Source organism: Wenxinia marina DSM 24838 (genome assembly GCF_000379485.1).
Lineage (GTDB): Bacteria > Pseudomonadota > Alphaproteobacteria > Rhodobacterales > Rhodobacteraceae > Wenxinia > Wenxinia marina.
The window spans coordinates 147,400-173,263 of the sequence record NZ_KB902276.1 but is presented as its reverse complement, the minus strand read 5'-3'; the positions used below and the strand labels follow the sequence as shown (position 1 = coordinate 173,263).

Here is a 25,864-nt window from a genome sequence, read left to right as displayed (position 1 = left end):
GGCGCGGCTGAGTCCGGGCGAGTTTCAGTCCGGCAGACGTCGACCATGAGCAAGCCCGTTTAGGTGACCGCGGGGGGTGGCCGCCGGATCAAGCTCGTTCGATTCGAAATATCCCGCCCCGGCCCTGAGCCGGGGCCTCGCGCGATCCCGGGAGCGCACTGGATTGTCCCGCGAGGTCCCGGGTCGAGCCCGGGACGGGATCAGCCCTACTTTGACCAACCGCTCCTCAAGCCCCCACGATGGTCCCGCCATTGGGATGCAGCGTCTGGCCGTTGAAGTAGCTGCCGTCCTCGGAGGCGAGGAACAGGTAGGCCGTCGCCACTTCCCACGGCTGCCCGGCGCGGCCCATCTCGGTCTGGGTGCCGAAGCCGGCGACCGTCTCGGCGTCCATCGAGCCGGGGATGAACGGCGTCCAGATCGGCCCCGGCGCCACCGCGTTCACCCGGATGCCGCGCTTGATCAGCGCCTTGGCGATGGACCGGCTGAAGGCCAGCGTGGCGCCGCGCGTGGTCGAATAGGCGATCAGCGAATCGTTGCCCTTGAAGGCGTTGACGCTGGTCGTATTCACGATCGCCGCCCCCTCCTTCAGATGCGCCAGCGCCGCCTGCGTCACGAAGACCTGCGCCATCACGTTGCTGTCCATCGTCCGGCGCAGACGCTCCTCGCTCAGGTCCTCGAGCGGGTCGTCGACCCACTGCTGGGCGCAATTATTGACGAGGACGTCCAGCTTGCCGAACCGCTCCACCGTCCTCGCGATCGCGTCGAACGCGTGAGCCCGCTGGCCGAGGTCGCCCGGGATCAGCAACGCCTCGGACCCCTCCGCCTCCACCAGGCGCTTCGTCTCCTCGGCGTCCTCGTGCTCTTCCAGATAGGCGATGGCAACCTTCGCGCCCTCGCGGGCGAAGAGGACCGAGACGGCGCGGCCGATGCCGCTGTCGCCGCCGGAGACGAAGGCGACCTTGTCCTTCAGCTTGCCGACCCCGGGAAAGCGCGGGGTATAGTCGGGCGCGGGTGTCATCTCGTGCTCGTCCGCCGGCATGCTGTCCTGATGCTGCGGCGGAAAGGCGTGCTCGGTCATGGGATCGCTCCATGGGTTGAAGGGGCTCGCCCCTCCAACCCCCGCCGCACGCGGTCGTTCCGGCCGTACGGGCAGCGACGGCGTCAGATCGCCCGCATCCGCGGATCGCCTGCCGGGCGCAGCAGGAGCTCGTGCAACGCCCACACCAGCGCGTCCAGCCGATCGGGCGAGCCGCCGCCCTGGAAGCCCTGCGCTGTCATCAGGCTCATCTGCTCCTCCAGCCGCGGGAAGCCCCCGGCATGGAAGACCTGCCCGCGCTCGTAGAGGGCCGAGACGGTCTCGGCCCGCATCGCCTTGGACCGCTGCGCGTGGACGGCGCGGTAGCTGACGAGGGGATCGACGCCCCGCACAACCGCCTCGACCATCGCGCCGCCCTGGTTCACCTCGGCGACGAGGCGCGCGGCGCCGTGGCGGTGGTAGGCCGCGACCGCCGCCTCGGCCCAGGCCTGCGGCGAGGCGGCCTCGACGGTCGCGTCCTCCAGCACGAAGGCCCGCCAGCCGAGGGCGGGTCCGTCCGTGACCGCGCCCGCAACGACGATCCCGCAGGCGTCGGACCCGGCATGCCCGCTGGCCGGCGGGTCGACCGCGACGACGACACGGGTCAGCTGCGGCACCCCGGCACAGCGCTGCCGCTCGATCAGCGGCCACGGCCACAGCGCACCATCGACGGAGTCGAGGTACTCGCCGTCCAGCTCCTGCCGCGCCACCCGGGTGTCGCCGAACATCGCCCGCACCTCGGCGAGGTAGCTGTCGGCGAGGTTCGCCCGGTTCGCCTCGGTGGGCGCCCGGGTGGTCACGGTGCTGTCGCGCGCCATCAGGGCCTTGAGGAACGGCACGGACCGGGGCGTGGTCGTCGCGCAGATCCGCGGGTCGGCGCCCAGCCGCACGGCCAGCGCCAGCATCTCCCACGTGTCCTTCGCCTTCTTCCACTTCGCCAGCTCGTCCACCCAGGCGGCGTCGAACTGCGGCCCCCGCAGGCTCTCCGGCTCGCTGGCCGAATGCAGGGACGCCACGGCGCCGTTCGGCCAGACCAGCAGGCGCCGGGTCGCGATCCAGTCCGGCCGCCGGTCGGGGGGCGAGCAGGCGAGGAGGCCGCTGTCCCCCATCACCATGACCTCGCGGGTCTGGTCGTAGGTCTCGCCCACCAGCGCGACGCGGCGCGCCCGGCCGGGCGCGCGCGGCGTCGGCCCCTCGACCATCGACCGGACCCACTCCGCCCCCGCCCGGGTCTTGCCCGCGCCGCGCCCGCCGAGGATCAGCCACGTCCGCCAGTTCCCCGGCGGCGCAAGCTGGTGCGGCAGCGCCCAGAAGTCGAACAGGTAGGGCAGCCCGCGAAGCTCGGCCTCAGTCAGGGTCGCCAGGAACGTCTCCCTCTGCGCAGCACTCGCGGATGCGAGCGAGGCGGCACCCGATGTCGTGCCGGACGGCGTCGAAGTCGATTTCATACGCGGCAATCACCCTCGCATGCTTGGCGAACAGCTCGTCGAGCCGCGTCTGGATCTCGAGGTAGATGCGGATCGCCTTTTCGTACTCTGCGGTACGCGCCGTCAGTTCCCTGACGTCCGGGTGGCTGGCGGCGTCGTCCTTCACGCCGTCCAGCAGGGTCCTCACCGACGTCCGCACCGACTCCAGCAGCGCGATCGCATCGCGCCTGAGACCCGCGAGCTCCGCCTCGTCGGACGCGGACCGATCGTCCCGCGCCTCGTCTGTCTCGGTCATGTCGCCCCCATCCGGGCCCTCAGGGGACCGTCCGACGATCCCGGGCCTCGGCGAGGAGATGTACAGCGGCGCGGGTTACGCGCCGCCGAAGGGTCCGTGCGGTGCCGGCAGGATCAGCCGTCGCTCGCCTCCGCCTCGGCGGCCGCGGCCTGCTCGGCCTCGATCTCGCGCCAGACGGCGACGTTGCGGTTGTGGTCCTCGAGGTTGGTGGCGAAGGCGTGCCCGCCGGTCCCGTCGGCCACGAAGAAGATGAAGTCGGTCGTCGCCGGATTCAGCGCCGCCTCGATCGCCTCGCGGCTGGGATTGGCGATCGGCGTCGGCGGCAGGCCCGCGATCACGTAGGTGTTGTAGGGCGTCGCCGCGCGCAGCTCGCTGGCGCGCAGGCCGCGGCCGAGGACCCCCTCGCCATTGGTGATGCCGTATATGACCGTGGGATCGGTCTGCAGCCGCATACCCTGCTCCAGCCGGTTCACGAAGACCGAGGCGACCTGCGGCCGCTCGTCGGGAACGCCCGTCTCCTTCTCGACGATGGAGGCGAGGATCAGCGCCTCCTCCGGGGTCTCGATCGGCAGCCCCTCGGCGCGGTTCTCCCACGCGGTGGCGAGGATCGCCGCCTGCCGCTCCTCCATCTCGGCCAGCAGCGCCGCCGGATCGGTGCCCGGTTCGATCTCGTAGGCGCGCGGGGCGAGCGAGCCCTCGGCCGGCACCTCGGGCACCGTCCCCTCGAACAGGTCGATCGCCCCCATCGCCTGCACCACCTGCCAGCTGGTGACGCCGGGGACGACGTCGAACTCGAACGTCGTGTCGGCGGCCTCCCGCGCCTCGAGGTACTCCGCCGGCGGCTCGCCCTCGCCCGGCACGAATTCCGCCGTTTCGGTGAAGCTGCCCGTGGCGGGATCCAGCGACTGCACCTCGGCGACCGTCCGCGCGACGCCCACGCGATAGACGACGCGGGTGCCGCAGGTGGACGCGCCGGTGCCCGTGATCTCGGCCGCGATCGCCTCCATCGAGGCGCCGGCGGGGATCAGGAAGTTGCCGGCCTTCAGCTGTCCGCCGATATCCTCGTAGTCGACGCCGATGCGGAAGACCGTGGGCGACGTCACGGCGCCCTGCGCGGCCAGCTCGGCGCTGACCGACCGCATGGAGCTGTTGGACGGCACGTTCAGGCAGATGGCGGCGTCGAGCGGTCCCTCGGCCCGGTACTGTCCGACGCCCCAGGTGATGAGGCCGCCCACCAGGAACAGCACCACGACGAAGAACGTCAGGGCGTTGGACGCCACATGTCGCCACATCAGCGGGGCGTCCCGAAGATCACGCTCGCGTTGGTGCCGCCGAAGCCGAAGGAGTTCGACAGCGCGACCTCGATCTTCCGCTCGCGCTTGGCGTTGGGGGCAAGGTCGACGGGGCTGTCCACCGCAGGGTCGTCGAGGTTGATCGTCGGCGGCGCGACCTGGTCGCGGATCGCCAGGATCGAGAAGATCGCCTCGATCGCGCCGGCGGCGCCGAGGAGGTGGCCGGTCGCCGACTTGGTCGACGACATCGTCACCTTCGCCGCGGCGTCGCCCATCAGCCTCTCGACGGCCGCGAGTTCGATGACGTCGGCCATTGTCGAGGTGCCGTGCGCGTTGATGTAGTCGATGTCCGCCGGCTGCAGGCCCGCGCTCTCCAGCGTCGCCCGCATCGAGCGCTCGCCGCCGTCGCCGTCCTCGCTGGGCGCCGTGATGTGGTAGGCGTCGCCCGACATGCCGTATCCCAGCACCTCGGCGTAGATCTTCGCGCCCCGCGCCTTGGCGTGCTCGTACTCCTCCAGCACGACGACGCCCGCGCCCTCGCCCATGACGAAGCCGTCCCGGTCCGCGTCATAGGGCCGGCTGGCCTTGGTCGGGTCGTCCGCCCGCTTGGTCGACAGCGCCTTGCAGGCGTTGAAGCCGGCGATGCCGATCTCGCAGATCGCGGCCTCGGCCCCGCCCGCGACCATGACGTCGGCGGCGCCGCGGCGGATCATCTCGGTCGCGTCGCCGATGGCGTGCGCACCGGTCGAGCAGGCGGTGACGACCGCGTGGTTCGGCCCCTTGAAGCCGTAGCGGATCGAGACCTGCCCCGAGATCAGGTTGATCAGCGCGCCGGGGATGAAGAACGGCGAGACGCGGCGCACGCCCTTGTCGCGGATCAGCAGCGTCGTCTCTTCGATCGACTTGAGGCCCCCGATGCCCGAGCCGATCAGCACGCCCGTCCGGTTCTGGTCCTCCGCCGCCTCGGGTTTCCAACCCGAATCCTCGACCGCCTGCTGCGCCGCGGCCATGCCGTAGAGGATGAAGTCGTCGACCTTGCGCTGGTCCTTCGGCTCCATGTAGCGGTTGGCGTCGAACGTGCCGTCGCTGCCGTCGCCGCGCGGCACCTCGCAGGCGTAGGTCGTGACCACGTTCGAGGGGTCGAACTGGGTGATCGGCCCGGCCCCGGACTGCCCGGCGAGGATGCGCGTCCAGCTCTCCTCCACCCCGTCCGCCAGCGGCGTGACCAGTCCCAGTCCCGTGACAACCACTCGCCGCATGTTCCGCCCTCGCCTCGGCCCGCTTTTTCCCGGCCCTGATAGTACGCGCGGGGCGGACGGGGCAAGGGCGCGGCCCCGCACGCTCGGCGGCGGACCGCGGAGGAAGGCGACCCCGGGGGACAGAGACCGAGGGCGCGCTCGACCCGACGGCCCGCCGGGGGGAGCGGGAGGGTCCCACCCCCGAAAGCCCGTCCCGGGCTTGACCCGGGACCTCGCCCAATGAGGGTGCTTCGCCGATCGGGGCCCCGGATCAGGTCCGGGGCGGGCATATCAGGAACCGACCGCGGGGCACGCCGGCGCTCAGTCGGCCCTGCCCGAAAAGAGAAAGGGCGGCGCCTCTCGGCGCCGCCCTCTCTGAACCCGTGAACCGGAGAGGCTCAGGTGGCTTCCTTGATGTACTTCACGGCGTCGCCGAAGGTCTGGATGGTCTCGGCGGCGTCGTCCGGGATCTCGATCCCGAACTCCTCCTCGAACGCCATCACCAGCTCGACGGTGTCGAGGCTGTCGGCGCCCAGATCGTCGATGAAGGAGGCGCTCTCGGTCACCTTGTCCTCTTCGACACCAAGGTGCTCCACCACGATCTTGCGCACGCGGTCTTCGACGTCGCTCATGTCACTTCCTCATGTTCTTCCGCGCCTGTTCCCGGCCCGGCTTGCTGATGCCCCTCGGGGCGGCTCGATTGCCCGACATCGCGGGGCGTCACGGCCGGCTCCGGAAGGGACCGGCCTTGAGATCACTGGCGCTAATAGCAGAGATTTCCCCGGCCGCAAACGCTTTCACCCCGCGGCCGGAGGGGCCGTCAGACCATCGACATGCCGCCGTTCACATGCAGCGTCGCGCCGGTCACGTAGGCCGCTTCCTCGCTGGCGAGGTACAGGACGGCGGCCGCGATCTCGCGCGGGGTGCCCATCCGGCCGGCGGGAATCTGCACGTCGATCTTGGCCTTCTGCTCGTCCGTCAGCTTGTCCGTCATCGCGGTGGCGATGAAGCCGGGCGCGACGCAGTTGACGGTGATGCCGCGCGTCGCGACCTCCTTGGCGAGGCTCTTGGAGAAGCCGACCATCCCGGCCTTGGAGGCGGCGTAGTTCGCCTGCCCCGGATTGCCGGTCTGGGCCACGATGGACGAGATGTTCACGATCCGGCCCCAGCGCGCCTTCATCATCCCGCGCAGCGCCCCGCGGCACAGCCGCATGGTGGAGGTGAGGTTGATGTCGAGGACCTCGGCCCATTCCTCGTCGGACATCCGCAGGAACAGGTTGTCCCGCGTCACGCCGGCGTTGTTCACCAGGATGTCGAGCCCGCCCATCGCGTCGGCCGCCTGCTTCGGCAGCTCGGCCACCGCGGCCGCATCGCCGAGGTTGCAGGGCAGGACGTGCGCCCGCTCGCCCAGCTGCGCCGCCAGCTCCTGCAGCGGCCCCTCCCGCGTCCCGGACAGGGCGACCGTCGCCCCCGCCTCGTGCAGCGCCGTCGCGATGGCCCCGCCGAGGCCGCCGCTCGCGCCGGTCACCAGCGCCGTCCTGCCAGTCAGGTCGAACATGTCTCTTCCCCTATCCTGTTTCGCCCGGTCAGCCGAGGCTCTCCGCCGCGGCCGCCACGTCTTCGGGCGTGCCGACGGCGCGGGTCTCCGCCTCCTTTGCGATGCGGCGGATCATGCCCGACAGCGCCTTGCCGGCGCCGATCTCCCAGAACGCGCCGACGCCGCGGCCGGCCATCGTCTCGACGCTCTCGCGCCAGCGGACGCGGCCGGTCACCTGCGCCACCAGCAGGCGGCGGATCTCGGCCGGGTCGGTCACCGGCGCCGCGGTCACGTTCGCGATCAGCGGCACCTGCGGCGCCGCCATCGCCACGTCGGCGAGCGCCGCCTCCATCGCCTCGGCCGCCGGCTGCATCAGGGCGGAGTGGAACGGCGCCGACACCGGCAGCATCAGCGCCCGCTTGGCGCCCTTCTCCTTGGCGATCCCGACCGCCCGCTCCACCGCTGCGCGGTGGCCGGAGACCACGACCTGCGCCGGGTCGTTGTCGTTCGCCGCCTCGCAGACGTCACCTTCGGCCGCCTCGGCCGCAACCGCCTCCGCCGCCGCGAGGTCGAGACCGAGGAGCGCGGCCATCGCGCCCTCGCCCACCGGCACCGCCGCCTGCATCGCATCGCCCCGGATCCGCAGAAGCCGCGCCGTGTCGGCCAGCGACAGCGCCCCCGCGGCGCACAGCGCGGAATACTCTCCAAGCGAATGCCCCGCGACGAAGTCCGCGGCGGCCAGCGTCACGCCCTCGGCCTTCAGCGCCCGCATCGCGGCGATCGAGGTGACCATCAGCGCGGGCTGGGCGTTGCGGGTGCGGGTCAGCGTCTCGGCGTCGCCCTCCCAGATGAGGGAGGACAGGCTCTCGCCCAGCGCCTCGTCGACCTCGTCGAAGGCTGCGCGGGCGTCGGGATAGGCCTCGGCCAGCGCCCTGCCCATGCCGATCGTCTGGGCGCCCTGCCCCGGAAACACGAATGCGCGCATCGCCCCCCCCCCACTTGCGGTGTCGGGCCCGCCTTTACAGGCTGGACCCCGGTCCGACAAGCGACGGCGGGGGTGCGGCCGGTGCTACGCCGCCCGGCCGGCCTCGCGGATCGACAGCTCGAACGGATGCACCGCATCGAAGGTCCGGACCTTGCGCGAGCCGAGGGCGATGTCGCGCTCCATCCGCGCCGCCAGCCACTCGACCGTCGCCTCGGGCGCCCGGAGAAGCGCCAGCTCCTCCCCCTCCGCGGTGGTCACCGTCAGCCAGCCGAGCGGCGGGCCACGGCGGCGCCCCACCGGGACGGCGCTCGCGCCGGTGAGCGCGTCGAACCCGTAGCGCGCGGTCAGCGACGGGCGCCCGGCCCGGTTGCGCACGACCTCGCGCACCTCGCCGAGGCTGGTGTCGATCTGGTATTCCGCGCGGTCGCCGCGGCTTGCGAACCACAGCAGGAGCACCGCGATCGCCCCCGTGACCACCGAGGCGCCAAGCTTCATGGTCATCACGCCCGCCACGCCGGTCCCGGCGGGGAACAGCCACATCCCCGCCGTCGCCGCCGCGAAGGCCGCACCGAGAAGCAGGGCCGCGGCCTGCAGCAGGACCAAGACCGGCGACGCCGGCTCGGTCGATCGGACGATGTAGCCCCAGTAGGTCTCCGACAGATCGAGGCCGGGACCTTCGACGCCCGCCAGGGTCCGGCGGGCAGCGTCGGTGGAGTCGGGCGTGTCGGGGATCGCGGTCACGGGCAAGCACCTTCCAGGGTCCTGGTCCCGCAGGATGGCGCCCCGATTCTGGCCGGAACGGGGCGCCGGGCGGGAAAGTCGGTGACCCGCCCGGCGCCCGGGGCGCCGCCCTTGCCCCGCGAGGCGGAACCTGTATAAGGCCGCGATCTTCCGCGGACGCACCTTATCATCCGCGCAGACTCTCGTGGGCGGGAGCGGAAGAGCAGGACCCGCCCTTTGAAATGCGCCGTGACAGAAATGGAGTGGGCATGCCGCTTTACGAGCATGTGTTCATCGCGCGTCAGGACTTGTCCAACGCGCAGGCCGAAGGGCTCATCGAGCATTTCGGCCAGGTCCTCGCCGACAACGGCGGGAAGTTGGTCGATCACGAATACTGGGGCGTGAAGACCATGGCCTACAAGATCAACAAGAACCGCAAGGGGCACTACGCCTTCCTGCGCTCCGACAGCCCGGCCCCCGCCGTGCAGGAGATGGAGCGCCTGATGCGCCTGCACGACGACGTCATGCGCGTGCTGACGGTCAAGGTCGACGCGCACGAGGAACTGCCCTCGGCGCAGATGCAGAAGCGGGACGACCGGGACGGTCGCCGCGACCGCCGCTGATCAGGAAAGGATAAGCACATGGCCGCCAAGCCGTTCTTCCGCCGCCGCAAGACCGATCCGTTCGAGGGCGAAGGCGCCCCGGTGATCGACTACAAGGACACCCGGCTCCTGCAGCGCTACATCTCCGAGCGGGGCAAGATCGTCCCCTCCCGGATCACCGCCGTCGGCTCCAAGAACCAGCGCAAGCTCGCCCAGGCGATCAAGCGTGCCCGGTTCCTGGCGCTGCTGCCCTACGCCGTGAAGTAAGGAGACCCTCACAATGGACGTCATCCTACTGGAACGCGTGGCCAAGCTTGGCCAGATGGGCGAGGTCGTCTCCGTCAAGGAGGGCTACGCCCGCAACTTCCTTCTGCCGCAGGGCAAGGCGCTGCGCGCGAACGAGGCCAACATGGCCCGGTTCGAGGGTCAGAAGGCCCAGCTCGAGGCCCGCAACCTCGAGACCAGGAAAGAGGCCGAGACGCTGGCCGCCAAGCTGGACGGCGAGAGCTTCGTCATCATCCGGCAGGCGTCGGACGGCGGCGCGCTCTACGGGTCGGTCACGCCCCGCGACGTCGCGGACGCGGCCGCCGAATCGGGCGTCACGGTCGACAAGCGCCAGGTGGTGCTGACCGGCCCGATCAAGGATCTGGGCCTGCACAAGGTCACCGTCAGCCTGCACCCCGAGGTCGAGGCCGAGATCACCGTGAACGTCGCCCGCTCGCCCGAAGAGGCCGAGCTTCAGGCGTCGGGCAAGTCGATCCAGGAAGCCGCCGCCGAGGAAGAGGCCGCCGCGGAGTTCGAGATCCAGGAGCTGTTCGACGACATCGGCTCGGCCGGTCAGGACAGCGCCTCGGTCGACGACATCCTCGACGCCGTCGGCGCCGGCCGCAAGGACCGCGACGAGGACGAGGACGCCTGACGGCGCCTCACCCGACGACCGCTTGGAAGGGCCGCCGCGAGGCGGCCCTTTTTTTCATCAGGCAGGGGGCGGGCTCGACTCGGCGCCCGCGGGCACGGCCCTGGTCGGGCGGACGCGCGCGGCCGTGCGGACGACGGCCTCGGGCGACGCTAATGTTTCCGCGATCGGCCAGATCGAGGCTCGGAACCGGCCGGCCGCGAACCGCGGAACGACGGACACGGGCCTATTCCGGCAGGCACTCCTGCAGCAGCACGCTCTCCGACTGCTCCGCTCCGTTGGACCACAGCAGCTGCGCCGCGCCCCCCTCGATCAGCCAGACGTAGTTGGAGCCGTCCGACGGCCAGCCATAGCGCACCTGGGCGCCCGTGTTCTCGGCGAACAGACCGATGAGACGGCCTTCCAGCGTAAGCGCGACCGCCTCCGGCTCGCCATCGACGTCGAAGTAGGCGGCCTCGATGAGCGCGCCCCTGTCGCAGGTATAGTCGATGCGGCGCATGTCCGCGTCGGCAGCGGCCGCCGTCGCGGCGAGACAGGCCGCACCCGTCACCATGATCCTCGGCATCACCCTGCCCGCTCCTCCACGCTGTCCGCCACCGCCTCGGCCCGGGCCGCGATTTCGGCCAGGGTCTCGAGCACGGCATCCGGCACGACCGGCACCTCGACCCGCTCCGCTTCCGGGGCCGGTCTTGCTTCCAACTCCTCGACCCGGGCGGTCAGTTCCGCGACGCGGCCTTCGGCCTCGCGAAGGCGGTCCTCGACCCCGGCCGTCTTGTCGGCGAGCATGAGCCCGGCCATCAGCAGCATCCGCCCCTCGGGCATCCGCCCGATCTGGTCGGACAGGGCCGACGCCTCGGTGTCCAGCATCTGCGCGGCGGACTGCAGGAACGGCTCCTCGCCGGCCTGGCAGGCCACGTCGAAGGTGCGGCCGCCGATGGAGATCGTCACCTGCGGCATCACGACGCCTCCTCGATGATCGGCCGCAGCTCGGCCAGGATTTCCTCGATCTCGGTCCGGTCCGCGGCGCGGGCGGCCTTCAGGCCCTCCAGCTCGGCCAGGATGGCGCGGTTGACGAGGGCGGGATCGTCGAGCCCCTCCTCCAGCGCCCCCCGCAGCTGGGCCACCGTGTCCGACAGCTCCGCGTTCGCCTGTCGCAGGGCCTGCAGGTCCCCGTCGAGCCGGCCTGCCCGCTCGCGCTCTGCCGCGACCTCGCGCTCCAGCGCGGCGATGCGCCCCTCCTGCCGCTCCTTCAGAACCCGCACGCGCTCTTCCAGCTGCGCGTTGGCGGTGCGTTCCTCTTCCAGTCGCTGGCTGAGGGCGGCATGGTCCTCGGCCGAGATCTCCGGCGCGGGAGCGGGCTCCGGAATGGCGTCGATCCCGCGGCGGATACGGTCGAGCGCGGCGGTGATCCGCCGCTCGAGATCCGAGATGTCGGTACTGTCCGGCATGTGCCACTGCCTTTGCCTGTGTGCGATCCTGCCCGCGCTCTTGCGGCGCGTGGGCGAATCGTGCCCTTGGGCCGGAAGCCTAGTCCACTGGCCGCCCCGGTGGCAATCGGCGGTTCCCCTGCCCCGTCAGCGGTTTGCGCGGCTGCGTTGATCCGGTGACGCGGCGGCGGTTTGCACGGCGTCCCGGCGCTGCTATGACGCAGGCGACCGATCCTGCCCCCGCATCACGAGGACGAGCCTTGGACATCGCCGACCTGCGCGCCGCGCACCCCGATCACTGGATGAACGCTGCCGCCATCCGCACCCTCGCGCTCGACGCGGTCGCCGCCGCCAATTCCGGCCACTCCGGGATGCCGATGGGGATGGCCGACATCGCCACAGTCCTCTGGGGCAAGCACCTGAAGTTCGACCCCAAATCGCCCACCTGGCCGGACCGGGACCGGTTCCTCCTGTCCAACGGCCACGGCTCGATGCTGCTCTACGCCGTGTTGCACCTGACGGGGTACGAGCAGGCGACGCTGCAGCAGCTCAAGGACTTCCGCCAGTGGGGCTCGCGCACGCCGGGCCACCCCGAATACGGCCACATCGACGGCGTCGACACCACCACCGGCCCGCTCGGCCAGGGCATCGCGACCTCGGTCGGCTTCGCCATCGCCGAGGAATCGCTGCGCGCCCGCTTCGGCGACAAGGTCGTCGACCACCGCACCTGGGTCTTCGCCGGCGACGGCTGCCTGATGGAGGGCGTCAGCCAGGAGGCGATCGCGCTCGCGGGGCACCTGAAGCTCGGCAAGCTCACCGTCTTCTTCGACGACAACAAGATCACCATCGACGGCAAGACCGACCTGGCCGATTCCACCGACCAGCAGGCCCGCTTTGCCGCCTCCGGCTGGCACGTGCAGGAGGTCGACGGCCACGATCCCGAGGCCATCGACGCCGCGATCGAGGCCGCCAAGGCCGACCCGCGCCCGTCGATGATCGACTGCCACACCCACATCGCCCTCGGCCACAAGGCGCAGGACACCGCCAAGGGCCATGGCGCCCTCACCGACGCCGAGCAGCTGCAGGCCGCGAAGGAGGCCTACGGCTGGAACTACGGCCCCTTCGAGATCCCGGACGAGGTGAAGCAGCGCTGGGAAGGCTTCGGCGCCCGCGGCGCCGAGGCGCACAAGGCGTGGCAGTCCCGCTTCGAGGCCCTGTCCGACCGCCAGCGGGGCGAGCTGGAGCGGATCTACGCCAGCGAGCCGCCCAAGGCGCTGTCCGGTCGGATCAAGGCGCTCAAGAAGCAGGCCGCCGACGAGGGCAAGACCGTCGCCACCCGCAAGTCGAGCGAGATGGTCCTCGAGGTCATCAACCCGGTGATGAAGGAGACGATCGGCGGCTCCGCCGACCTCACCGGCTCCAACAACACGCTGACCTCCGACCTCGGCGTCTTCTCCGCCGAGAACCGCTCGGGCCGCTACATCCACTACGGCATCCGCGAGCATGGCATGGCCGCGGCGATGAACGGGATCGCGCTGCACGGGGGTCTGCGCCCCTACGGCGGCACCTTCATGTGCTTCACCGACTACGCCCGCCCGGCGATGCGGCTGTCGGCGCTGATGAAGGCGCCGGTGATCTACGTGATGACCCACGATTCCATCGGCCTCGGCGAGGACGGCCCGACGCACCAGCCGGTCGAGCATCTCGCCGCGCTGCGCGCCATGCCGAACCTCACCGTCCTTCGCCCCGCCGACACGGTCGAGACCGCCGAGGCGTGGGAGCTGGCGCTGGCCGAGGTGACGCGGCCCACCGTCCTCGCCCTGTCGCGGCAGAACCTGCCGGCCGTCCGCCGCAAGCACACCGGCAAGAACCTGACCGCCCAGGGCGCCTACGTCCTGGCCGAGGCGGAGGGAAAGCGCCGGGCGATCCTCATGGCCTCGGGCTCCGAGGTGCAGGTCGCGCTGGCCGCGAAGGCGCTGCTGGAGGCCGAGGAGATCGGCGTCCGCGTCGTGTCGGTCCCCTCGATCGAACTGTTCATGGAGCAGGACGAGGCCTACCGGAAGCGCGTCCTGCCCGCCGGACCGGTGCGCGTGGCCATCGAGGCCGGCGTGCGCGCGCCCTGGGACCGCCTCCTCCTCGGCGAGCGCGGGCGCGAGCAGAAGGCCGATTTCGTCGGCATGACCGATTTCGGCGCCTCGGCCCCGGCGGAGGTGCTGTTCGAGGAGTTCGGCATCACCGCCGAGGCGACAGCCGAAAAGGTGCGGGCACTTCTGGGCTAGAGCCACCCGTCCGATGTCCCGCCCCGCAAGGCCGCCCGGGCTCGCGGGGCGGGACGTGACCCCGGGCAGCTGCCTTCGTTTCGCGGCAACCTACCCGCCGCCGAGCCGCCAGCGGCCCGCTCCGGCGACGGCCAGCGCGAGGCATCCGCCGGCGATGGCCCAGTTCTTGACGAAGATGCTCATCTGCCACCCATCCTCCGGGACGAAGTGGAACAGCGACGTCACCGCGCAATAGGCCGCCGCCGACAGCGCCACGGGGCGCACCGCGATGCCGGCAAAAAGCAGCAGGGCGACGCCCGCGTCGTAGACCAGCGTCGGCCAGACCAGCCACTCCGGCCAGCCCCGCCCCGCAAGCAAGTCGATCACGTTGCCGGGCGACACCCCCTTCTGCACCGCCCCGGCGAGGAACAGCGTCCCCACCAGCACCCGCGCGGCGAAAAGCGCGGAGGCCTCGCCCCTCAATGGCTCTCCGCCCGGTTGCCGGTGACCGCGCCGATCAAGGGCCCGACGAGGCCTGTGGCGACCGGGATCAGCGCCGTGCCCCACACGAGCCCGAGGACGCCGTCCATCGCCGCCGTCGCCGCCCAGGCGACCGCATCGTGCCAGGTGCGGGCCTGCTCCGCCAGCCACTCGGCACGGTAGTGGATCCAGTCGTAGATCAGCGGCCAGCCCAGATCGGACAGCCCGTGGACCACGATGTTCCCGCCGACCCACAGCATCGCCGCGGTGCCGACCACCGACAGGACCTTGAGGAAGACCGGCATCCAGCGCACCAGCCCCCGCCCGAAGGCGCGGGTGACGCCCAGCCGGCCGATCTCGGCCAGCTTCAGCCCCACGTCGTCCGCCTTCACGATCAGCGCGACCGAGCCGTAGACGATGATCGTGATCCCGATGCCGACGACCGCGAGGGTCGCGGCCTCCATCCAGATCGTGCTTTCGGGGATCACCGACAGGGCGATGGTCATGATCTCGGCCGACAGGATGAAGTCGGTCTTGATCGCGCCGCGAACCTTCTTCTCCTCGAGGTGCCCGGGATCCTTGATGTCGAGATCCGCCTTCACCGCCTCCGACGCATGGGGCGCGACCGCGTGCAGCACCTTCTCCGCCCCTTCGAAGCACAGGTAAGACCCTCCCAGCATGAGGAGCGGGGTGATCGCCCACGGCGCGAAGTTCGACAGCAGCAGCGCGATCGGCAGCAGGATGACGATCTTGTTGAACAGCGAGCCGCGGGTGATCCTCCAGATGATCGGAAGCTCGCGCTGCGGGCTGAAGCCGGTGACGTATTTCGGCGTCACCGCGGCGTCGTCGATGAGGACGCCGGCGGTCTTGGTGCCCGCCTTGGCCGCGGCGGCGGCCACGTCGTCGACCGAGGCGGCCGCCACCTTGGCGATGCCCGCCACGTCGTCCAGTAGGGCCAGTAGTCCGCTCATCTCGTCCCGCGCGTCGTTTGCCGTGCGGCAAAGATACCGCGCCACCGTCGCCGGGCAACCCGGAGCCCGGCCGACGGTTCCCAACCCGGCCGACCCGGTCTAGCCTCCGCCGCCATGACGACCCGCCTCGCCCTCCTGCTCTTCCTCGCGCTCGCGCTTCTCGTCGCGCTGGACATCTGGATGGGCTGGGGCGGCACGCTCTTCGCGGCCCGGCGCTTCACGGACCTGATCCGCAGCCTCGCCTTCTGGCGCTAGGTTGACGTGCCGCCCGGAATGGGCTTGGTGACGGGCGACGGCCCCCGCCCCCGCGCGGAGGCACAGGCAACAGGCGAAAGGGCTCTCGCATGGCAGTCAAGGTGGCAATCAACGGCTTCGGCCGGATCGGGCGGAACGTGCTGCGGGCGATCATCGAGTCCGGGCGCACCGACATCGAGGTGATCGCGATCAACGACCTCGGCCCGGTCGAGACCAACGCGCACCTCCTGCGCTACGACAGCGTGCACGGCCGCTTTCCAGCCGAGGTCCGGGTCCAGGGCGACACGATCGACGTCGGCCGCGGCGCCATCAAGGTTTCGGCCGAACGCAACCCGGCCGACCTGCCCTGGGGCGACGTCGACATCGTGATGGAGTGCACCGGCATCTTCACCTCGCCCGACAAGGCGCGGGCCCACCTCGACAACGGCTCGAGCCGGGTGCTGGTCTCGGCCCCGCTGTCGAACCCGACCCAGGGCGAGAAGACGATCGTCTACGGCGTCAACCACGAGACGCTGACGGCCGACGACCGCATCGTCTCGAACGCCTCCTGCACGACCAACTGCCTCGCGCCGGTGGCGAAGGTGCTGAACGAGTCCATCGGCATCGCCAAGGGCTTCATGACGACGATCCACTCCTACACCGGCGACCAGCCGACGCTGGACACGATGCACAAGGATCTCTACCGCGCCCGCGCAGCGGCGCTGTCGATGATCCCGACCTCGACCGGCGCGGCCAAGGCCGTGGGCCTCGTCCTGCCCGAGCTGAAGGGCAAGCTCGACGGCGTGGCGATCCGCGTGCCGACGCCGAACGTCTCGGTCGTGGATCTCACGTTCGAGGCGGCGCGCGAGACCTCGGTCGAGGAGGTGAACGCGGCGATCAAGGCGGCAGCGGACGGCCCGCTGAAGGGAATCCTCGGCTACACCGAGGAAAAGCTCGTCTCGTCCGACTTCAACCACGATCCGCACTCGTCGATCTTCCACATGGACCAGACCAAGGTGATGGAGGGGACGATGGTCCGCATCCTGACCTGGTACGACAACGAGTGGGGCTTCTCGAACCGGATGAGCGACACCGCCGTCGCGATGGGCAAGCTGATCTGAAGAAGGCGGCCGGCGCCCCCGAAAGGCGCCGGCCCCCGCGCACCCGACCGCCACCCGCGCCCCCTTCGCGATTCGGCGGAGGGTCAAGGACGCCGCAGGCGCCGGCGAAGCCGGGAATCCTTGAGGCTCAGGCGAATCGCAGCACGCTGGATGAAGCGCGTTCAGGGGCACACCTGCGGCCTTATGTATCAAACGCACCAACCCTCGGACGGAGGGTTGAGCGGTGATTAAGCTGCTAGTCTTCTTCCTCATCATGTCCGGTCAGGATATCCGGCATAAAAATGATCTTTCCGGCGTCTTGGTCGATGCCAGTAGTTCCAGAGACGATGGGACTAGTCTGTTTTTTGCCGAAAACGTCGATGTAGGTCAGGACATAGGTGAGACGAAACCCCTCTTGGCCAGATCGAACTTTCTCAATATCGGCTTCCATTCGTCTTTCGAGCTTCTGGTTGACCTCCTGTTCGGCCGCGAGAGTGCTCAGCGACGTTCCCGTATCGAACATGCCGAGACCGTCGGCGTTAGTTTCGCCATGCGCCTGTCCCGATACCTTGGTGATTTCGATCCGGAATCCGAGTCCATAAGCCGGCGTAGTCCCGGTGTTTTTGACCTTTCCGCGAAACGAAACGACGACATTGCCAAATTCGTCCGTGTTGGATATCAGAACTTCTTTGATCTGGAATATGGGGTAGGCTCTGACCTGAGCCTCGCCGATTTCTCTGGTCACCTCGACAGCATCCCTCGCAGCTTTATTGGCTTGCCAGGTCAAAAAGAGGGTGACGAACAGCAGGACCGTACCAACGCCGACGAGTATTGTGGAATAGAGCGCGTAGTCACGCATGTCTTGCGTGGCCGCGTTCATCGCGCGTGTGGCGTCGTTCATACCCTGCTGGGCAGCAAGGTCTTCTATCTCCCGCTGGCGGGCTTCTTCCTCGCTGCGCTGGCGGGCATCGGCGGCGGCCTCATCCTCGACAATTTCAACCGGGAACGGCAGAGGGTAAGAACTGGCTGGTTCTTGCTGTTCGTCGGGCTGCCCCTCTCCGGGCTGTGCTTGCTCTTGGGCTTGCCCTGAAGTTGCGACAATTAATCCAAGCGCAACTGCGATGATCCAACGGCTGAGAGGCATTGCAACAGGAACACCGCACTGAACTTGCCCCGTGAGAGCTTGTTCGCGACGTTCGCTTCCTTCTCACTGATTCCAATGGCCGCCAGCTTCTCGACAAGCTGCGCGTATGTCACGCCCTTGCGCTTCAGCTCGGCCTTCAGAAGGTTGGCGGCCATGGCCTCCCACTGCGTCTGCGTCGGCATGTCGTCCTCGCTAGAAAACTACTATAATCGATAGATAACCTCTTGCGGGCAGTATGTCACCTTACTATATCCGGTATGAACCTACTGGATACGATAAGATGGCACAGCACTTCCTCCTTTCCGCAGCGGCCCGCACCCTCAGCCTCCGCGCAATCTACAAAGCCGGTGAGGAAGCCGCGTACGACACCTTCCGCAAGATGCGCTGGCAGGACACGGACGGCGAGGCGGTGTGCCCGCGCTGCGGGCATGACGAGGCGTACGACATCGCCACCCGCCGCAAGTTCAAGTGCAAGCGGTGCCTGCACCAGTTCAGCGTGACCTCCGGCACGATCTTCGCCAGCCGCAAGATGGCGTTCGTGGACCTGCTGGCGGCGATCTGCATCACCGTGAACGCCGCCAAGGGCGTGTCGATGCTCCAGCTTTCCCGCGACCTGGACTGCCAATACAAGACCGCGTTCGTCCTCGCCCACAAGCTGCGTGAGGCGATGGCGCTGGAGGTTCACACGGGCGAGGTTCTGGACGGTCACGTCGAGGTCGATGGCGCGTACTTCGGCGGTCACGTCCGCCCGGAGAACCGCAAGGAGGACCGGAAGGACCGCCGCCTCAAGGAGAACCAAAGCCCGCGCCGCCGCGTCGTCGTCGCCTTCCGCGAGCGGTACGGTCGGACCCTGCCCATCGTCGTCCGCGCCGAGGCCGAAGGCGTTCCGCTGGCGCTGGAGCATGTGCATCGCCTCGCCACCATGTTGGCGGACGAAGCCTCGCACTGGGATGCGCTCCACGCGGGCTGGCCGGTGCAGCGGGTCAATCACTCGCTGGTCTACAGCGACCACGGGAAGCACACCAACTGGGTCGAAAGCTACTTCTCGCGCCTGCGCCGCATGGTCGCCGGTCAGCACCACCACGTCAGCCCGCAGTACCTCCACCAGTACGCCACCCATGCGGCGTGGCTGGAGGACAACCGCCGCACCGACAACGGCGGGCTGGGCCGGCGGCTGGTGGCGAACGCGATGGGGTCGCCGGTCAGCCGCAACTGGGCGGGCTACTGGCAGCGGGCGGCGTGAGCGAACAACCCGAGTACGGGACGGGAACGTCCCGGGACTCGACGGGTGCGACAATCTGCCGTAGATTGGGGCTCACAGGGTGAGCGCGGGGGCGTCCCTTCCACAGAACTAACCCCCGGCTCGAAAGAAATCTGCCGCAGCGCGGCGTCCTCCCTGTCGGACTACAATGCGCCTCTGGCGCAGAGTCGTCAAGTCGTGCTGCGGCGCAGAAATGCCCAAGGAGGGGCGATGCGATGCAGTACGCAATGCAAGTCTTCCAGTACGAAGACGACACAGACTTCCGAGTGATCGACCGCAACGGCGAGCCTTGGTTCGTCTTGTTCGATGTCTGCAAGAAGTTGGGGATAGCGAACCCAAGCGATGCAGCATCTCGCTTGGATGCGGACGAAGTAATGACCCTCGGAATTTCCGAGGGTCAACCGGGCCGGAAGGGTGGGGCTAGAAAGCTCAACATTATCAACGAGTCCGGCTTGTACTCCCTTGTCCTCCGGTCCACCAAACCGGAAGCCAAGAGGTTCAAGAAGTGGATCACCTCCGAAGTCTTGCAGTCGATCCGCAAGACGGGAAGCTACGGCGGCCGCGTCCCGGCCTTCATCCGGCGCTTCAACGAGAACTGGGACCGCGTGGACGCGGGGTACTTCTCGGTCATATCTGAGCTGGCCTACCGGCTCTGGGGCAGGTTGGAAATGGTCGGCCACATTATGGCGGACAAGGCTCCGAACGGCTGCGAGAACCGTCCTGACGTCAGCGTCGGTCGGCGCTTCGCGGATTGGCTGCGAAAGCACCACCCCGAGCACGCGAACCGTCACAAGTTCTACATGCACAAAACCAAAGAGTGGGAGGGCGAGGCGCGGCAGTACCCGCACGACATGCTCGCTCTTTACATCGAGTTTGTGGACACGGTTTGGATTCCCCAGCACGCGGAAAACTACTTCAACGACCGCGATCCTGCCGCCTTGCCCCACCTCCCGAAGCTGCTCCCCAAGACCGCTGCCTGACTGGCTCGGCTGGCCCTACGGGGCCAGCCTCCCCGCCCGACCCATACACTGCCGCACCCGCTCGTACGCCTCGCGCTTGCTCAGATGCGGCATCCGTGGGTGCACCGCGTCCCTGACCTCGCACACCGTCTCAGCGCCGTCCCGCAGCGCCTCCATCACCATCCGCTGTATCTCGCCGCGCTTGCTTCGGCACCTTGGGCGGCACCCGCAGAGTCTCCGGGTCTACGTCCCGCAGGCGTAGCAGCGCCTCAACGTGCGCCAGCCCGTCCAGGTCGTCGCGGACGATCCGCGCTCGCAGGCAGACGAGCGACGCCGTGATGGTGGCTTCGGAGTAGCGGTCGAGGCGCATGGCCCGAAGCTACGGGATTCACCCGGAATCCGCTTGGTGCTATTGATACATAAGGCCGCACACCTGCCCCTGAACCGCTTCCCAAGCATAGGCGTCCCCTTGCCGCCGGGCGAACGGTCCGAGGCCCCGGCGCCCGCCGCCGGGGACGGCGGGCGGGGCGATGCGCCGCCGCAGGCGGACGCGAGCGCCGGACGCCGTCAGTCCTGGAACACGACCGACACGCCGGGCGTCACCAGCCCCGCCAGCTCCTCGGCATCCCAGTTCGTCAGGCGCACGCAGCCGTGGCTCTGGCTGCGGAACAGGCTGGACGGCTCCGGCGTGCCGTGGATGCCGTAGCTGGGTTTCGACAGCGCGATCCAGACCGACCCGACCGGCCCGTTCGGACCCGGCGGCAGGGTCAGGCGGCTCATGTTGTCGCCCTGGATGAAGTTCTCGGGGTTGTAGCTGTATTCCGGCATCAGGGCGATCCGCTCCACCGTCACGTGGCCGGAGGGCGACGGCGTGTCGGTCGAGCCGACGGTGACCGGATAGTTCACGACGAGGTTGCCCGCGGCGTCATAGCCAGTCAGCCGGCGCGTCGTCTTGTCGATGACGATGGCGGCGACCGGCTCCGCGGCATGGGCGCCGAGGGCGGCGACGGTCAGCGTCTCTCCGGGCTGGAAGGTGGCGCCGGGATTGAGGCCGATCAGGAACTCCTCGGTCATGTGGAAGAATTCGGCGATCCGCTCGCTGGCCCGCTCGTGCCCGAGGTGCGGCAGCTGCGCCAGCAGCGCGTAGTCCGACGGCAGCTCGCCCGAGAGGTTCTCCAGGTCCGCCGGTACCACGGTATAGGACGCCAGGACCGCACCCGGCTCGTCGCCGCCCAGCTGCGCCCAGACCTCCGGATCGAGGATGCCGTCCACCGGCAGGCCGGCCCGCGTCTCGAAGGCCGCGATCGCGCTCTCGGACATGCCGCCGCGCCAGCCGTCGATGACGCCGGGCGAGATGCCGGAACGGTCCAGGAGGATCTGCAGCTTCACCGTCAGGGCCGAGCGCCCCTCGGGGAGCGGGCCGCCCGCGTAGGTCACCGACTCGATCTCGGCCGGCGTCGGCATCCGGTCGGTCGCCGCCTCCGGGGCGGCGGGCGCCGTCTGCGGCGCCGCGACAACCTCGGGCGCCTGCGGCGGGGCGGCGGCGGGGGCCGGCGCGGGGGCGAGGTCCGAGGTTGGCGCGCGTTCGAAGGCGTCGAGGATCTCGTCGAGGGTCGGGGCGGCGTTCTGGGCCGCCGCGCCGTGGGCGGCAAGGGCCAGCAGGATCAGGGGAAAGGGTCGCATGATACGGTCTGCCTCGTCGTTTCTTGTCTCGTCTGCTCGGGCCGGCAACGCGACAGCCGGCCCGTCGGCTCCCCAGGGGTCGCGTCCGGTCGGACCGTTGGGACTTTCATGCAACCGGTGCAAGGCACCCTTTCGCGATGAGCCGTTGTGCTGCACTGCAGCATGACTAGGTTCGTCGGCGTGGGAGGCGAAAGAAAGTCATCCAAGGAGTTCGCAAGATGACCATGATGCAGACCTTGCGGCAGCGCATGCAACAGCGTGCCGCGTACCTCCGGACCCGGCGCGAGATCGAGACGATGCCGCTCGACGTGGCGCTCGACCTCGATATCGACCGGAACGATGCCCACGGCATCGCGGCGCGGGCGGTCTACGGCTACTGAGCCGCCGCCCCGTCCGGACGGGCCCACGGGCCCGCTACACTCGGCCGCCCCGCGGGGCGGCTTTCGTGTCTCTAGCGCCCGAGCTTCGCCTCCAGCGCGGCATGCACCCGGGGCGGGACGAACTTGGACACGTCGCCGCCGAGGCGGGCGATCTCCTTCACCAGCTTGGACGCGATGGCCATGTGCTTCACGTCCGCCATCATGAAGACGGTCTCGACGCTGGCGTCGAGGGCGCGGTTCATCCCGACCATCTGGAACTCGTACTCGAAATCCGCGACGGCCCGCAGGCCGCGCACGATGACCTGCGCGCCGACATCGCGGGCGCAGTCGATCAGCAGGTTCTCGAACGGGTGCACGACGATCTCGCAGCCCGTCTCCTGCCCGATCGCGGCGGTCTCCTCGCGCACCATTTCCACCCGCTCCTCGAGCGGGAACATCGGGCCCTTGTCGCGGTTGATCGCGACGCCGATCACCAGCCGGTCGACGAGGCGGCAGCCCCGCCGGATGATGTCGAGATGCCCCAGGGTGACCGGATCGAAGGTCCCGGGATAAAGGCCAGTCCGCATTCCCGCGCCCTCCGCCGTTCGCTCGCGGCACGAGAACGATATTGCGCCGGCTTGTCAAACAGCCCGGCCACGCGGGGTCAGTGCCCCATGATCATCCCTTCGAGGGCGTCCTTCTCCATCGCCAGCTCGGCCAGGCGCGCCTTCACGACGTCGCCGATGGAGACGAGGCCGACCAGCTTGCCGTCGCGCACCACCGGCAGGTGTCGGAAGCGCCCGTCGGTCATCTTCTGCAGGATGTCGACCGCGTCGTCGTCCTCGGTGCAGGTGACCGGCTTGCGGGTCATCAGCGCCTCGACGTTGTCCTTGAGGACGCCCTCGCCGCGGCGGCCCAGCTCGCGCACGATGTCGCGCTCGGACAGGATGCCGTCCGCCGTCTCGCCGTCGTCGGACGAGATGACGACGGTGCCGACCCGCTTGTCGGACAGGATCGCGACCGCCTCGGAGACCTTCGCGCCGGGGGCGAGCGACAGCACGCCCGTCTCCGGCTTGGACTTCAGGATCTGGCGGACCAGCATGGCGGCTCTCCCTCGGACAAGACTTCTGGAGAAACCGTCCTCCCTCGCCCCGCCACCTGTCAAGCCGCCCGTGATTCCAAGCGGATGCACGCCGGCTTCGGCCCGGAGCGTCGCCGCGTCGCGGCGGCGGCGGCGCTGCAAACGCCCTTTATCCGGCCCCCCGCCCCGTCTAGACCGGCACCCGACGCATCCCCGGGAGGACGACATGCAGGAGATCCACCACTTCATCGACGGCAAGGTGACGGACGGCACATCGGGCCGCTTCGCCGACGTCTACAATCCCGCGACCGGCGAGGTGCAGGCGAAGGTGGCGCTCGCCAGCAGGGCCGAGGTCGACGCCGCCGTCGCCCGCGCCGCCGAGGCGCAGAAGGAGTGGGGCGCCACCAACCCGCAGCGCCGGGCGCGGGTGATGATGAAGTTCGGCGCCCTCATCAACGAGAACCTCGACCGCCTGGCCGAAGCGGTCAGCCGCGAGCACGGCAAGACCCTGCCCGACGCCCGCGGCGACGTGCAGCGCGGGCTGGAGGTGGTGGAGTTCTGCATGGGCGCCCCGCAGATGCTGAAGGGCGAGTTCACCGACTCGGGCGGCCCCGGCATCGACCTGTATTCGATGCGCCAGCCCCTCGGCGTGGTGGCCGGCATCACACCGTTCAACTTCCCCGCCATGATCCCGCTGTGGAAGATGGCCGGCGCGCTGGCCTGCGGCAACGCGATGATCCTGAAACCGTCCGAGCGGGTGCCCTCGACCGCGATGATGCTGGCCGAGCTGATCCAGGAGGCCGGCCTGCCCGACGGCGTGCTGCAGGTCGTCCACGGCGACAAGGAGGCGGTGGACGCGATCCTCGACAACGAGACGATCCAGGCGGTCGCCTTCGTCGGCTCCACGCCGATCGCGCAGTACATCTATTCCCGCGCGACCGCGAACGGGAAGCGCGCCCAGTGCTTCGGCGGGGCCAAGAACCACATGATCGTCATGCCCGACGCCGACCTCGACAAGGCGGCGGACGCCCTGCTCGGCGCCGGCTACGGCGCGGCGGGCGAGCGCTGCATGGCGATCTCGGTCGCCGTGCCGGTCGGCCAGAAGACCGCCGACGCGCTGATCGAGCGGCTGGTGCCGCGGATCGAGAAGCTGAAGGTCGGCCCCTACACCGCCGGCGAGGACATCGACTACGGCCCCGTCATCACCAGGGCGGCCAAGGATCGGATCAACGGCCTCGTGGACCGCGGCGTCGAGGAGGGCGCGACGCTCGTCGTCGACGGCCGCGACTTCCGGATGCAGGGCTACGAGGACGGCTTCTTCGTCGGCCCGTCCCTGTTCGACAACGTGACCCCGGACATGGAGATCTACCGCGAGGAGATCTTCGGCCCCGTCCTCTCCCAGGTCCGCGCCGGCAGCTACGACGAGGCGCTGAAGCTGGTGATGGACAACCCCTACGGCAACGGCACGTCGATCTTCACCGCCGACGGCGACACCGCCCGCGACTTCGCGCACCGCGTGAACGTCGGCATGGTGGGCATCAACTTCCCGATCCCGGTGCCGCTGAGCTACCACACCTTCGGCGGCTGGAAGAAGTCGGGCTTCGGCGACCTCAACCAGTACGGCCCCGACGCCTTCCGCTTCTACACCCGGACCAAGACCGTCACGGCGCGCTGGTTCTCGGGCATCAAGGAAGGCGGCGAGTTCAACTTCAAGCAGATGGACTGAGGTCGGCGGGCGGGCCACCATGGCTCGCCCGCTGCCCCCGCCGCGGTCCGGTCTGTTGTTCGTCCGCCCCGGTCGATCCGGCCGGGGCGTGCTCCGGCATTGAACCGGACCGCCACCTGTGCTGTCGTCGGACGGACCGGGGCGGGGGCTGCCCCGGCGTCCTCGTATCAGTCTCACGTCCGGTCCCATGCCCGTCTCGTTCCGCATTCTCCCCGGCCGCAACCTCGTCTACGTGCGCTACGACGGCATCGCCGGCGTTGCCGAGACGGAGTCGTCGTTCCGGAGCTACGCCGCCCACCCGGACTTCCGCCCCGGCCAGATGCAGCTGATCGACGTCTCTCGCGTGACCGGCTACGAAAAGGCCTATGCCGAGTTCATCGCCATGCAGGCGCGGATCGCCGGGATGGCCTATAGGCCCGACCGGTCGATCTTCATCGCCTTCTACGCGACGACGGCCGTCGGGCGCGAGATGGCCGGGCTCGCCGGCGCCTCGTGGGACAGCGTCGATGGCGCGGTGGTGGTCATGGGCGAGGACGAGGGCGAGCTTCTTGCCCTTCTCGGCCTGCGGGAGAGGAGCTTCGCCGACCTCCTCGCCAGCGCGGACTGAGCGCACGACCCTTCTGCCGACCCGGACGATCCGCAGACGAAAGGCCGGCCGATGTCCATGACGTTCCGCATCTTTCCCGAAAGGGGGCTGGTCTACGTCCGGTACGAGGGGTTCGCTGACCTCGATGGCACCGCCGAGGCGTTCGCCGCCTACGCCGCCCATCCCGACTTCCGCCCCGGGCAGCGGCAGCTCGTCGACCTGTCCGGCGTGACCGGGTTCGACCGCGACTTCGTCAAGCTGATCCGCCTGCAGGCGCAGAAGGCGGGCGAGTTCGGGACCGGCGCGACGCAGACGCTGATCGTCTACTACGCCCCCACCGCCGAGAGCCGCGAGATGGCGGCGCTGATCCAGCGGTCGTGGGCGCACATCCCGTCGGTCGTCACCCGCGTGCAGGAGACGGAGGCCGGCACGCTCGAAGTGCTGGGAGAGCCGGAGCGCAGCTTCGCCGAGCTGACCAAGCGGCCCGCCTGAGGCACGAACCGGCCGG

Annotated in this window: 31 protein-coding genes; 12 read left to right on the top strand and 19 right to left on the bottom strand. The window is 69.5% G+C overall.

All coding sequences use genetic code 11. The annotated features are described in order from the left end of the window. Positions 1-226 precede the first annotated feature (226 nt). The 9 genes from A37W_RS0100835 to A37W_RS22600 all read right to left on the bottom strand — a co-directional run bounded on the left by A37W_RS0100835 (position 227) and on the right by A37W_RS22600 (position 8,590). The gene (locus tag A37W_RS0100835; RefSeq protein WP_018301125.1) at positions 227-1,078 is read right to left on the bottom strand and encodes an SDR family oxidoreductase; all 852 of its coding nucleotides are present in this window, start codon (positions 1,076-1,078) and stop codon (positions 227-229) included. An 83-nt stretch (positions 1,079-1,161) separates the two neighbouring features. Beyond that, positions 1,162-2,523: a DNA-packaging protein gene (locus A37W_RS0100830; RefSeq protein ID WP_081617003.1), complete on the bottom strand. Its 1,362-nt coding sequence runs from the start codon at positions 2,521-2,523 to the stop codon at positions 1,162-1,164. Then, entirely contained in the window at positions 2,423-2,797 is a 375-nt protein-coding gene (locus A37W_RS0100825; RefSeq protein ID WP_018301123.1) for a hypothetical protein, read from the bottom strand. Before A37W_RS0100825 ends, A37W_RS0100830 begins: the two co-directional genes overlap by 101 nt. Positions 2,798-2,910: 113 nt before the next feature. Beyond that, complete coding sequence (gene mltG / locus A37W_RS0100820) at positions 2,911-4,089, bottom strand: endolytic transglycosylase MltG (protein ID WP_018301122.1); 1,179 nt, start codon at positions 4,087-4,089, stop codon at positions 2,911-2,913. Continuing rightward, positions 4,089-5,348: a beta-ketoacyl-ACP synthase II gene (gene fabF / locus A37W_RS0100815; RefSeq protein WP_026198212.1), complete on the bottom strand. Its 1,260-nt coding sequence runs from the start codon at positions 5,346-5,348 to the stop codon at positions 4,089-4,091. Before fabF ends, mltG begins: the two co-directional genes overlap by 1 nt. Positions 5,349-5,725: 377 nt before the next feature. Beyond that, complete coding sequence (locus A37W_RS0100810; RefSeq protein WP_018301120.1) at positions 5,726-5,959, bottom strand: acyl carrier protein; 234 nt, start codon at positions 5,957-5,959, stop codon at positions 5,726-5,728. Between the two features lie 188 nt (positions 5,960-6,147). Next, a complete protein-coding gene (fabG, locus tag A37W_RS0100805; RefSeq protein WP_018301119.1) occupies positions 6,148-6,885 on the bottom strand; it encodes a 3-oxoacyl-[acyl-carrier-protein] reductase in 738 nt (245 codons plus the stop codon). A 28-nt stretch (positions 6,886-6,913) separates the two neighbouring features. After that, the gene (fabD, locus tag A37W_RS0100800; protein WP_018301118.1) at positions 6,914-7,849 is read right to left on the bottom strand and encodes an ACP S-malonyltransferase; all 936 of its coding nucleotides are present in this window, start codon (positions 7,847-7,849) and stop codon (positions 6,914-6,916) included. Positions 7,850-7,933: 84 nt separating this feature from the next. After that, the gene (locus A37W_RS22600; RefSeq protein WP_018301117.1) at positions 7,934-8,590 is read right to left on the bottom strand and encodes a hypothetical protein; all 657 of its coding nucleotides are present in this window, start codon (positions 8,588-8,590) and stop codon (positions 7,934-7,936) included. A 248-nt stretch (positions 8,591-8,838) separates the two neighbouring features. Between A37W_RS22600 and rpsF the strand changes: the two genes are divergently transcribed. The 3 genes from rpsF to rplI are packed head-to-tail and all read left to right on the top strand — an operon-like array spanning position 8,839 to position 10,090. Further along, on the top strand, positions 8,839-9,192 hold the full coding sequence (gene rpsF, locus A37W_RS0100790) for a 30S ribosomal protein S6 (protein WP_018301116.1): 354 nt from the start codon (positions 8,839-8,841) through the stop codon (positions 9,190-9,192). A gap of 18 nt (positions 9,193-9,210) precedes the next feature. After that, positions 9,211-9,438, top strand: coding sequence for a 30S ribosomal protein S18 (rpsR, locus tag A37W_RS0100785; RefSeq protein WP_018301115.1), 228 nt, complete (start codon positions 9,211-9,213; stop codon positions 9,436-9,438). Positions 9,439-9,451: 13 nt separating this feature from the next. Further along, positions 9,452-10,090: a 50S ribosomal protein L9 gene (gene rplI / locus A37W_RS0100780; protein WP_018301114.1), complete on the top strand. Its 639-nt coding sequence runs from the start codon at positions 9,452-9,454 to the stop codon at positions 10,088-10,090. Between the two features lie 223 nt (positions 10,091-10,313). Here the strand turns inward: rplI and A37W_RS20610 are convergent, their stop codons facing one another. Genes A37W_RS20610 through A37W_RS0100765 form a run of 3 tightly spaced genes read right to left on the bottom strand, consistent with a single transcriptional unit; the run spans position 10,314 to position 11,535 of the window. Beyond that, positions 10,314-10,652: an MliC family protein gene (locus tag A37W_RS20610; protein WP_018301113.1), complete on the bottom strand. Its 339-nt coding sequence runs from the start codon at positions 10,650-10,652 to the stop codon at positions 10,314-10,316. After that, entirely contained in the window at positions 10,652-11,044 is a 393-nt protein-coding gene (locus tag A37W_RS0100770) for a cell division protein ZapA (protein ID WP_018301112.1), read from the bottom strand. Before A37W_RS0100770 ends, A37W_RS20610 begins: the two co-directional genes overlap by 1 nt. Then, complete coding sequence (locus A37W_RS0100765; protein WP_018301111.1) at positions 11,044-11,535, bottom strand: hypothetical protein; 492 nt, start codon at positions 11,533-11,535, stop codon at positions 11,044-11,046. Before A37W_RS0100765 ends, A37W_RS0100770 begins: the two co-directional genes overlap by 1 nt. A gap of 239 nt (positions 11,536-11,774) precedes the next feature. On the opposite strand from A37W_RS0100765, the gene tkt reads away from it, so the two are divergent. After that, positions 11,775-13,793 carry a transketolase gene (tkt, locus tag A37W_RS0100760; RefSeq protein WP_018301110.1) on the top strand — a complete coding sequence of 673 codons (2,019 nt, stop codon included), beginning with the start codon at positions 11,775-11,777 and terminating at the stop codon, positions 13,791-13,793. A 90-nt stretch (positions 13,794-13,883) separates the two neighbouring features. Here the strand turns inward: tkt and A37W_RS0100755 are convergent, their stop codons facing one another. Next, positions 13,884-14,255 (bottom strand): DoxX family protein, encoded by a 372-nt coding sequence (locus A37W_RS0100755; protein WP_018301109.1) that lies wholly within the window; start codon positions 14,253-14,255, stop codon positions 13,884-13,886. Further along, positions 14,252-15,223, bottom strand: a complete 972-nt coding sequence (locus A37W_RS0100750; protein WP_018301108.1) for a DUF808 domain-containing protein — start codon at positions 15,221-15,223, stop codon at positions 14,252-14,254. Before A37W_RS0100750 ends, A37W_RS0100755 begins: the two co-directional genes overlap by 4 nt. A 114-nt stretch (positions 15,224-15,337) precedes the next feature. Between A37W_RS0100750 and A37W_RS23515 the strand changes: the two genes are divergently transcribed. Continuing rightward, positions 15,338-15,478 carry a hypothetical protein gene (locus A37W_RS23515; protein ID WP_018301107.1) on the top strand — a complete coding sequence of 47 codons (141 nt, stop codon included), beginning with the start codon at positions 15,338-15,340 and terminating at the stop codon, positions 15,476-15,478. Positions 15,479-15,567: 89 nt separating this feature from the next. Continuing rightward, positions 15,568-16,578 (top strand): type I glyceraldehyde-3-phosphate dehydrogenase, encoded by a 1,011-nt coding sequence (gene gap, locus A37W_RS0100740; protein WP_018301106.1) that lies wholly within the window; start codon positions 15,568-15,570, stop codon positions 16,576-16,578. Positions 16,579-16,813: 235 nt separating this feature from the next. Here gap and A37W_RS0100735 read toward each other — a convergent pair whose 3' ends face one another. After that, positions 16,814-17,701: a hypothetical protein gene (locus tag A37W_RS0100735; RefSeq protein WP_169337566.1), complete on the bottom strand. Its 888-nt coding sequence runs from the start codon at positions 17,699-17,701 to the stop codon at positions 16,814-16,816. Continuing rightward, positions 17,659-17,883, bottom strand: a complete 225-nt coding sequence (locus A37W_RS23980; protein WP_018301103.1) for a DUF6471 domain-containing protein — start codon at positions 17,881-17,883, stop codon at positions 17,659-17,661. The genes A37W_RS0100735 and A37W_RS23980 overlap by 43 nt, the downstream gene beginning before the upstream one ends. A gap of 98 nt (positions 17,884-17,981) precedes the next feature. On the opposite strand from A37W_RS23980, the gene A37W_RS0100720 reads away from it, so the two are divergent. Beyond that, positions 17,982-18,944, top strand: coding sequence for an IS1595 family transposase (locus tag A37W_RS0100720; protein WP_018301102.1), 963 nt, complete (start codon positions 17,982-17,984; stop codon positions 18,942-18,944). A gap of 233 nt (positions 18,945-19,177) precedes the next feature. Beyond that, a complete protein-coding gene (locus A37W_RS20605) occupies positions 19,178-19,942 on the top strand; it encodes a BRO-N domain-containing protein (RefSeq protein WP_018301101.1) in 765 nt (254 codons plus the stop codon). 546 nt (positions 19,943-20,488) lie between these two features. On the opposite strand, the gene A37W_RS20600 is transcribed toward A37W_RS20605, so the two are convergent. Beyond that, the gene (locus A37W_RS20600) at positions 20,489-21,604 is read right to left on the bottom strand and encodes a L,D-transpeptidase family protein (RefSeq protein ID WP_018301099.1); all 1,116 of its coding nucleotides are present in this window, start codon (positions 21,602-21,604) and stop codon (positions 20,489-20,491) included. Between the two features lie 218 nt (positions 21,605-21,822). Between A37W_RS20600 and A37W_RS23975 the strand changes: the two genes are divergently transcribed. Then, positions 21,823-21,984: a hypothetical protein gene (locus A37W_RS23975; protein WP_018301098.1), complete on the top strand. Its 162-nt coding sequence runs from the start codon at positions 21,823-21,825 to the stop codon at positions 21,982-21,984. A gap of 71 nt (positions 21,985-22,055) precedes the next feature. On the opposite strand, the gene coaD is transcribed toward A37W_RS23975, so the two are convergent. Together coaD and A37W_RS0100690 are read right to left on the bottom strand one after the other, a co-directional pair. Continuing rightward, positions 22,056-22,550: a pantetheine-phosphate adenylyltransferase gene (gene coaD, locus A37W_RS0100695; RefSeq protein ID WP_018301097.1), complete on the bottom strand. Its 495-nt coding sequence runs from the start codon at positions 22,548-22,550 to the stop codon at positions 22,056-22,058. A gap of 77 nt (positions 22,551-22,627) precedes the next feature. Next, positions 22,628-23,065, bottom strand: coding sequence for a CBS domain-containing protein (locus A37W_RS0100690; protein WP_018301096.1), 438 nt, complete (start codon positions 23,063-23,065; stop codon positions 22,628-22,630). A gap of 205 nt (positions 23,066-23,270) precedes the next feature. Between A37W_RS0100690 and A37W_RS0100685 the strand changes: the two genes are divergently transcribed. The 3 genes from A37W_RS0100685 to A37W_RS0100675 all read left to right on the top strand — a co-directional run bounded on the left by A37W_RS0100685 (position 23,271) and on the right by A37W_RS0100675 (position 25,848). Beyond that, positions 23,271-24,770, top strand: coding sequence for a CoA-acylating methylmalonate-semialdehyde dehydrogenase (locus A37W_RS0100685; RefSeq protein ID WP_018301095.1), 1,500 nt, complete (start codon positions 23,271-23,273; stop codon positions 24,768-24,770). A gap of 187 nt (positions 24,771-24,957) precedes the next feature. After that, positions 24,958-25,377: a hypothetical protein gene (locus A37W_RS0100680; RefSeq protein ID WP_018301094.1), complete on the top strand. Its 420-nt coding sequence runs from the start codon at positions 24,958-24,960 to the stop codon at positions 25,375-25,377. 57 nt (positions 25,378-25,434) lie between these two features. After that, the gene (locus tag A37W_RS0100675) at positions 25,435-25,848 is read left to right on the top strand and encodes a hypothetical protein (protein ID WP_254656006.1); all 414 of its coding nucleotides are present in this window, start codon (positions 25,435-25,437) and stop codon (positions 25,846-25,848) included. Positions 25,849-25,864: the final 16 nt, after the last annotated feature.

Coding starts and splice junctions, on each gene's coding strand:
- A37W_RS20605 (WP_018301101.1), top strand. CDS start 19,178: ATGCAGTACGCAATGCAAGTCTTCCAGTACGAAGACGACACAGACTTC.
- A37W_RS23515 (WP_018301107.1), top strand. CDS start 15,338: ATGACGACCCGCCTCGCCCTCCTGCTCTTCCTCGCGCTCGCGCTTCTC.
- A37W_RS0100675 (WP_254656006.1), top strand. CDS start 25,435: ATGACGTTCCGCATCTTTCCCGAAAGGGGGCTGGTCTACGTCCGGTAC.
- A37W_RS0100690 (WP_018301096.1), bottom strand. CDS start 23,065: ATGCTGGTCCGCCAGATCCTGAAGTCCAAGCCGGAGACGGGCGTGCTG.
- A37W_RS23975 (WP_018301098.1), top strand. CDS start 21,823: ATGACCATGATGCAGACCTTGCGGCAGCGCATGCAACAGCGTGCCGCG.
- A37W_RS0100810 (WP_018301120.1), bottom strand. CDS start 5,959: ATGAGCGACGTCGAAGACCGCGTGCGCAAGATCGTGGTGGAGCACCTT.
- gap (WP_018301106.1), top strand. CDS start 15,568: ATGGCAGTCAAGGTGGCAATCAACGGCTTCGGCCGGATCGGGCGGAAC.
- fabF (WP_026198212.1), bottom strand. CDS start 5,348: ATGCGGCGAGTGGTTGTCACGGGACTGGGACTGGTCACGCCGCTGGCG.
- mltG (WP_018301122.1), bottom strand. CDS start 4,089: ATGTGGCGACATGTGGCGTCCAACGCCCTGACGTTCTTCGTCGTGGTG.
- A37W_RS0100685 (WP_018301095.1), top strand. CDS start 23,271: ATGCAGGAGATCCACCACTTCATCGACGGCAAGGTGACGGACGGCACA.
- fabD (WP_018301118.1), bottom strand. CDS start 7,849: ATGCGCGCATTCGTGTTTCCGGGGCAGGGCGCCCAGACGATCGGCATG.
- A37W_RS0100835 (WP_018301125.1), bottom strand. CDS start 1,078: ATGACCGAGCACGCCTTTCCGCCGCAGCATCAGGACAGCATGCCGGCG.
- A37W_RS0100750 (WP_018301108.1), bottom strand. CDS start 15,223: ATGAGCGGACTACTGGCCCTACTGGACGACGTGGCGGGCATCGCCAAG.
- coaD (WP_018301097.1), bottom strand. CDS start 22,550: ATGCGGACTGGCCTTTATCCCGGGACCTTCGATCCGGTCACCCTGGGG.
- A37W_RS23980 (WP_018301103.1), bottom strand. CDS start 17,883: ATGCCGACGCAGACGCAGTGGGAGGCCATGGCCGCCAACCTTCTGAAG.
- A37W_RS0100680 (WP_018301094.1), top strand. CDS start 24,958: ATGCCCGTCTCGTTCCGCATTCTCCCCGGCCGCAACCTCGTCTACGTG.
- rpsR (WP_018301115.1), top strand. CDS start 9,211: ATGGCCGCCAAGCCGTTCTTCCGCCGCCGCAAGACCGATCCGTTCGAG.
- rpsF (WP_018301116.1), top strand. CDS start 8,839: ATGCCGCTTTACGAGCATGTGTTCATCGCGCGTCAGGACTTGTCCAAC.
- fabG (WP_018301119.1), bottom strand. CDS start 6,885: ATGTTCGACCTGACTGGCAGGACGGCGCTGGTGACCGGCGCGAGCGGC.
- A37W_RS0100735 (WP_169337566.1), bottom strand. CDS start 17,701: ATGCCTCTCAGCCGTTGGATCATCGCAGTTGCGCTTGGATTAATTGTC.
- A37W_RS20600 (WP_018301099.1), bottom strand. CDS start 21,604: ATGCGACCCTTTCCCCTGATCCTGCTGGCCCTTGCCGCCCACGGCGCG.
- A37W_RS0100825 (WP_018301123.1), bottom strand. CDS start 2,797: ATGACCGAGACAGACGAGGCGCGGGACGATCGGTCCGCGTCCGACGAG.
- A37W_RS0100720 (WP_018301102.1), top strand. CDS start 17,982: ATGGCACAGCACTTCCTCCTTTCCGCAGCGGCCCGCACCCTCAGCCTC.
- A37W_RS0100765 (WP_018301111.1), bottom strand. CDS start 11,535: ATGCCGGACAGTACCGACATCTCGGATCTCGAGCGGCGGATCACCGCC.
- A37W_RS0100830 (WP_081617003.1), bottom strand. CDS start 2,523: ATGAAATCGACTTCGACGCCGTCCGGCACGACATCGGGTGCCGCCTCG.
- A37W_RS20610 (WP_018301113.1), bottom strand. CDS start 10,652: ATGCCGAGGATCATGGTGACGGGTGCGGCCTGTCTCGCCGCGACGGCG.
- A37W_RS0100770 (WP_018301112.1), bottom strand. CDS start 11,044: ATGCCGCAGGTGACGATCTCCATCGGCGGCCGCACCTTCGACGTGGCC.
- rplI (WP_018301114.1), top strand. CDS start 9,452: ATGGACGTCATCCTACTGGAACGCGTGGCCAAGCTTGGCCAGATGGGC.